This is a genomic window from Nocardiopsis sp. NPDC055824 (assembly GCF_053616335.1).
This window is the reverse complement of record NZ_JBSHDN010000015.1, coordinates 1-4,816: the sequence shown is the minus strand read 5'-3', so window position 1 is coordinate 4,816 and position 4,816 is coordinate 1. Positions and strand designations below refer to the sequence as shown.

The window sequence follows — 4,816 nt, the reverse complement described above, 5'->3', positions numbered from 1 at the left end:
GCGCGCCCCGGGCGGGCCGGCCGCGCGCGGCGGGTGGGCGGGGTGGCCCGCCCGCGCGGGCGCCCCCCCAAATTGCGCCGGGGGTCCTCCCGGCCGGGAGGACCGCGTGCCGGGTCCGGCGGCGCCCCGTCGCGGTTCAGGCCCCGCGCCCGTGCCACGCGGTCAGCCGGGAGACGGCCTCGTCCAGGACCTCGTCCCTCTTGCAGAACGCGAAGCGGAGCAGGTGCGCCCCCTCCTCCTGGTGGTCGTAGAACACCTGGGCGGGCACCGCCGCGACACCGGCCCCGGCGGGCAGGGCCCTCGCCACGTCGAGCCCGCTGCCGAACCCGAGGGGGCGGATGTCGGCCATCACGAAGTAGGTGCCCTCGGACACGTTCACCTCGAACCCGGCGGCGGCCAGGCCCGACGCGAGGCGGTCGCGCTTGCCCTGGAGGGCCGCGCGCTGGGCCGCCACCCACTCCCACTCGCCGTCGATCGCGTCCGCCACCGCCAGCTGCAGCGCGCCGTTGGCGGAGAAGGTCAGGAACTGGTTGACCGTGCGCACCGCGCTGACCAGCGGCTCCGGTCCCATCACCCAGCCGGTCTTCCAGCCGGTGACGGCGAACATCTTGCCCACCGAGGACACCGACACCGTGCGCTCCCGCATACCCGGGAGGGTCGCCAGCGGCACGTGCGGCCTGCCGTCGAAGGTCAGGAACTCGTACACCTCGTCGGTGAACGCGATCAGGTCGTGCTCCCGGCACACCCGCGCGATCTCCTCCAGCTCGTCGGGGGTGAAGACCGTGCCGGTGGGGTTGTGCGGCGAGTTCACCAGCACCATGCGGGTACGGGGCCCCACGGCGGCGCGCAGCTCCTCCGGGTCGAAGGTGAACCGCCCCGAGACGGCGTCGGGACGCAGCGTCACCGACCTGCGCACACCCCCGGCCAGGGTGATCATCGCGGCGTAGGAGTCGTACATCGGCTCGAAGACGATCACCTCGTCGCCGCGCTCCACCAGGGCGAGCATCGCGGCGGCGATGCCGGCGGTAGCCCCGACCGTGATGTAGACCTCGCTGTCGGGATCCAGTTCGATGCCGTAGTGGCGGGCCCGGTACCGGCTCACCGCCTGCCGCAGCTCCGGCCTCCCCGGCCCCGGGGGGTACTGGTTCACCCCCTCCAGGACGCGGCGGGAGGCGCCCTCCAGCAGGGAGCGGGGACCGTCGGTGTCGGGGAAACCCTGTCCCAGGTTGACCGACCCGGTCTCCATGGCCAGGCGCGTCATCTCGGCGAAGATCGTCTCGCCGTACACGCGCATTCGTTCGATCAGCGGTTCTTCCACCCGACGAGCGTATCCACACGCCCCGCCACCGGCCACTCCCGACCGGGGACGCCGAGGGGGCGGACCCCCCGGGTCCGCCCCCTCGACACGGTCCTCCGCGCTTCCCCTAAAGGAGGAGGCTGAGCACGATCCACACCACGGGACCCGCGATGAGGAGCGAGTCCAGCCGGTCCATCAGTCCGCCGTGGCCCGGCATGAACCGGCCCATGTCCTTGACCCCCAGGTCGCGCTTGAACAGCGACTCGATGAGGTCCCCGACCGTCGCGGCGAGCACGACGGCCAGACCCAGGACCGCGCCGACCCACCAGGGGCCGTCCAGCATCAGCGTCACGCACAGGGCGCCGGCGACCGCGCACCCCACCACGGAGCCGCCGAAGCCCTCCCAGGTCTTGTTCGGGCTGATCACCGGCGCCATCTTGTGCCGGCCCAGCATGATCCCGGCGAAGTAGCCGCCGATGTCGCTGGAGATCGTCACCACGATGAACGTCACCAGCCGGTACTGGCCGTCCTCGGGATGCGAGACGAGCAGCAGCCACGTGCCCAGGAGGAACGGCAGGTACACCAGGGTGAACAGGTTCGCCGAGGCGTCGGCGACGAACCCGTCCGCCCCGCCGCGCAGCCGCCACACCAGCACGATGATCGCGGTCAGGGCGGTGGTCCCCGCCAGCCACTCGGTCCCCCCGAAGTAGGCGGCCACCTGCATGGCGACGCCGCCCACGGCCAGGGGTACGAGGGCGAGGGTCGTGCCCTTGCCCGCGAACGCCCGGTTGAGCTCCCGCAGCCCGATCAGCACCCCCAGGGAGGTGATGATCGTGAACAGCTGGGGCAGGGGGAAGATGGAGAAGAAGACGAGAGCGCCCAGGACGCACCCGCTCGCGATGGCCACCGGGAGGTTGCGGCCGGTCTTGACCGGCTCGCCCCCCGGCTTGTGCAGCACGAAGCGCTGGCCGGCCCTGTCGGGATCGTCCTGCGGTCCCGCGTCGGGTCTGTGCTCCGGTGAGTGGTCATCGCCTCCGGAGCCGCTGGAAGAAGTCGTCACCGGCTAGACCTCGAGCAGTTCGGCTTCCTTGTGCTTCAGCACCTCGTCGATGGCCGCGACGTACTTCTGGGAGAGCTCGTCCAGCTCGGCCTGGGCGCGGTGCGCCTCGTCCTCGCCCAGCTCGCCCGACTTCACGGCCTTCTCGAAGGTGTCCTTGGCACGGCGGCGGACGTTGCGGATCGAGACCTTGGAGTCCTCGGCCTTGGTCCGCGCGACCTTCACGTACTCCTTGCGGCGCTCCTCGGACAGGTCCGGGAACACCACGCGGATGACCTGGCCGTCGTCGGACGGGTTCACCCCGAGGTCGCTGTTGCGGATGGCGTTGATGATGTCGGTGCGCGAGTTGACGTCGAACGGGGAGATGACCACCATGCGCGGCTCCGGAACCGAGAAGGAGGCCAGCTGGTTGATCGGCGTCCGGGCACCGTAGTAGTCGACGGTGATCTTGTTGAACGTGGCCGGGGTGGGACGGCCCGTGCGGATCGTCGCGAAGTCCTCCTTCGCGACGGTCACGGCCTTCTCCATCTTCTCCTCGGCTTCGAGGAGGGTCTCTTCGGTCATGTGGCGCTCCCGGTTCTCGGCTGTGGTGTTCGTGGCTTCTTGGCGGCCCTGGGGCCGGTGTCAGGCGGTGGTCGGCCCCACGATGGTGCCGATCTTCTCACCCCGGACCGCGCGCAGGATGTTGCCCTGGCTCATCAGGTCGAACACCACGATGGGCATCCCGTTGTCCATGCAGAGGCTGACCGCCGTGGCGTCCATGACCTTGAGGCCCTTCGTGAGGACCTCGTTGTAGTTCAGCTTGTCGAACTTGACCGCGTCCGGGTTGCGCTGCGGGTCGGAGTCGTAGACCCCGTCGACCTGGGTGCCCTTGAGGACGGCCTGCGCGCCGATCTCCAGGGCGCGCTGGGCGGCGGTGGTGTCGGTGGAGAAGAACGGGGCGCCGAGACCGGCGCCGAAGATGACCACGCGGCCCTTCTCCAGGTGGCGGATGGCGCGGCGCGGGATGTAGGCCTCCGCGACCTGGCTCATGTGGATGGCGGTCTGCACCCGGGTGTCCACACCGAGCCGCTCCAGGAAGTCCTGGAGGGCGAGGCAGTTGATGACGGTGCCGAGCATGCCCATGTAGTCGGCGCGTCCGCGCTCGATGCCGCCCTCGGTGAGCTGCGCGCCGCGGAACATGTTGCCGCCGCCGACGACCACGGCGACCTGGATGCCCTCGGAGACCGCCTCGGCGATGGACTCCGCCACGTACTGCACGACCTCGGGATCGATGCCCAGTCCGCCTCCGCCGGCGAACGCCTCCCCGGAGAGTTTGAGCATCACGCGCTTCCAACCGGAATCGTGCATCGCCGGTTCGGTGATCGTCGCTTCGTTCACGGCCTGTGGCCTCCCTTGTCGTCCCCGAGTGGCACAGGGTCCCCCGAGTGTTCCTGCTGAGGGCGGACAGGGAGCGCGTGCTCCGAAATCCGCCCATATCCACCGAAGGTGCCGGGGAGTAGTCTCCCCGGCACCTCCATCATCTCAAAGCTCTTAGGCCTGGCCGACCTTGAAGCGGACGAAGCGCTTGACGGTCACGCCGGCCTCGTCGACGACCTTCTGGACGGACTTCTTGTTCTCCTTGACGAACGGCTGGCCGAGCAGCGTCACGTCCTTGAAGAAACCGTTGAGGCGGCCTTCCACGATCTTGGGGATGGCCTGCTCGGGCTTCCCCTCCTCGCGGGTGGTCTGCTCGGCGATGCGGCGCTCGTTCTCCACGACCTCGGCGGGGACGTCGTCCTTGCCGATGTACTGCGGGGCGAGGGCGGCGATCTGCTGGGCGAGGTCCTTGCCGACCTCGGCGTCGGCCTTGTCCAGCTCGACCAGGACGCCCATGGTCGGGGGCAGGTCCGGGTCGGACTTGTGCAGGTAGCTGGCGACGTAGACGCCGTCGAACTTGGCGAAGCGGCGGAACTCCAGCTTCTCACCGATCACGGCGCCTTTGCCCTCGATGAAGGTCTGGAGGCTCGTGCCCGGCTCGATCTCGGAGGCGGCCACGGTCGCGAGGTCGTCGCTCTCGTGCGCGGCGACGAAGTCCGCGACCTGGTTGGCCAGCGCGATGAACTGGTCGTTCTTCGCGACGAAGTCGGTCTCGCAGTTGAGCTCGATGAGGGTCGCCTTGCCCTCGGAGTCCTGCTTGAGGACGACCATGCCCTGGGCGGCAGTGCGCTCCGCGCGCTTGCCGACGTCCTTGGCACCCTTGACGCGCAGGGCCTCGACGGCCTTGTCGATGTCGCCGTCGGCCTCGGTCAGGGCCTTCTTGCAGGCCATCATGCCCGCGCCGGTCATGTCGCGCAGCTTCTTGACGTCCGCGGCGGTGAAGTTCGCCATGACTGTTCTCGGATTCCCTTGGAGTGGAGAGTCTGTTCGGAAAGAGGAGCGGAGCCTGGACGTGCACCCCCGGTGCCGCCCCGCCCGGAGGC

General features: G+C 69.8%; 5 protein-coding genes. All 5 read right to left on the bottom strand.

The genetic code is table 11. The features are described from left to right. Positions 1–136 precede the first annotated feature (136 nt). The 5 genes from ACWGL3_RS06025 to tsf all read right to left on the bottom strand — a co-directional run bounded on the left by ACWGL3_RS06025 (position 137) and on the right by tsf (position 4,724). Complete coding sequence (locus ACWGL3_RS06025; RefSeq protein ID WP_267946433.1) at positions 137–1,318, bottom strand: pyridoxal phosphate-dependent aminotransferase; 1,182 nt, start codon at positions 1,316–1,318, stop codon at positions 137–139. A gap of 106 nt (positions 1,319–1,424) precedes the next feature. Beyond that, on the bottom strand, positions 1,425–2,357 hold the full coding sequence (locus tag ACWGL3_RS06020) for a phosphatidate cytidylyltransferase (protein WP_267946434.1): 933 nt from the start codon (positions 2,355–2,357) through the stop codon (positions 1,425–1,427). A gap of 3 nt (positions 2,358–2,360) precedes the next feature. Further along, positions 2,361–2,918, bottom strand: a complete 558-nt coding sequence (frr, locus tag ACWGL3_RS06015; protein ID WP_267946435.1) for a ribosome recycling factor — start codon at positions 2,916–2,918, stop codon at positions 2,361–2,363. A 60-nt stretch (positions 2,919–2,978) separates the two neighbouring features. Then, positions 2,979–3,704 carry a UMP kinase gene (gene pyrH / locus ACWGL3_RS06010; protein WP_267950507.1) on the bottom strand — a complete coding sequence of 242 codons (726 nt, stop codon included), beginning with the start codon at positions 3,702–3,704 and terminating at the stop codon, positions 2,979–2,981. A 183-nt stretch (positions 3,705–3,887) separates the two neighbouring features. After that, the gene (gene tsf / locus ACWGL3_RS06005; protein ID WP_267946436.1) at positions 3,888–4,724 is read right to left on the bottom strand and encodes a translation elongation factor Ts; all 837 of its coding nucleotides are present in this window, start codon (positions 4,722–4,724) and stop codon (positions 3,888–3,890) included. Between the last annotated feature and the right edge of the window lie 92 nt (positions 4,725–4,816).

Bases quoted from the DNA above. Each gene is read 5' to 3' on its own strand.
- frr (WP_267946435.1), bottom strand. From the start codon at position 2,918: ATGACCGAAGAGACCCTCCTCGAAGCCGAGGAGAAGATGGAGAAGGCC.
- pyrH (WP_267950507.1), bottom strand. From the start codon at position 3,704: ATGCACGATTCCGGTTGGAAGCGCGTGATGCTCAAACTCTCCGGGGAG.
- tsf (WP_267946436.1), bottom strand. From the start codon at position 4,724: ATGGCGAACTTCACCGCCGCGGACGTCAAGAAGCTGCGCGACATGACC.